General features: G+C 51.7%; 1 protein-coding gene. It reads right to left on the bottom strand.

Annotation, left to right across the window (positions count from 1 at the left end):
* Positions 1-1082 (bottom strand): tape measure protein (locus tag ACRCYC_RS17950; protein WP_438620473.1); only part of this gene is annotated, 1082 nt, incomplete at both ends.

Genomic DNA, 1082 nt, shown 5'->3' with positions numbered 1-1082 from the left:
CCATGCTTTTTTTAGTGCGGATGTTTCTTCTGATGTGCCACGAATGCTCTTGGCTAATTGACCCGCCGCCTTTGCGCCATCGTAGAAAAATGCCGCAATTTTTATCCCGGCATATGTTTTGATGAGGTTTGCTATTGCACCTGAGTTCTCATTAATCCATGAGGTAAGGCTTTTTATAGATTCGCCAACGCTGCGCAATACAGAATTAAACGACTTGCCCCACTCGGCCACTTGGCCAGACTGCAGCATTTGATCGAACCACTTGGTGGCCAACTGAACCTGCTGCGTCAGATAATTCCACGCGCCCTGCTCACCTAGCGTCCGGTAAACCTCTCGCACTTTGTCATTAAAGTTTGACCAAGAGCCGGACATGTTGTTGATGTTTTCTGCTGCTGCGCCCATATTGGCGCGGCCCATCTCCTCAACCAACAATCGAATTTCAGCACGACCTAGTCGGCCTTGCTCAGAAAGCTTTTGAACCTCACCCGTGGTTTTATTCAGCACTCGGCCAAGCATGTCCCACACTGGCACACCGCGTTCAACCAGCTGCAAAATCTCTTCACCCTGCAGCTTCTGCTTCGCCCATGCCTGACCCACGGCCAGAATGATGCCTTCCAGATTCTCCTGCGAAACACCCATTGCCGATGATTGGTCAATGATAGACCGCAGCGAACCATCGAGCGGGTCAAGGCCAAACGCCTTGAGTTTGAGCGCCGCATCAGTAACAGCTTCCAGCGAGAATGGCGTGGTAACCGCAATTTTCTGAAACTCGACCATTGCCCCCTTGGCAATATCGAGATCTTTGTAGGCGTTCTTGGCTCGGGCCGTCAGGTTCTCCATCTCCGTGGATGCCTGCATGAAGTTATGCCCGACACGGATCAGAGCGTCAAAACCCGCATACGCACCAAGCAGCGCCAGAACTTGACCGGTAGCGACTTTAATTTTGGTGGTGAATCCGTTTACCTGCCCACCAGCCTTATCAACCGAATCGCCGTGTTTTTTTGTTGATGCCTCGGCAGCTCGGTGCGCAGCAATATTGCTGGCCAGCTGCTGATTGGTTCTAGCCAGTTCAGATCTTGATT

This window comes from Paraclostridium sp. (genome assembly GCF_051657365.1).
Taxonomy (GTDB): Bacteria; Bacillota; Clostridia; order Peptostreptococcales; family Peptostreptococcaceae; genus Paraclostridium.
The sequence above is the reverse complement of the archived record's forward strand: the minus strand, read 5'-3'. Positions and strand labels throughout refer to the sequence as shown.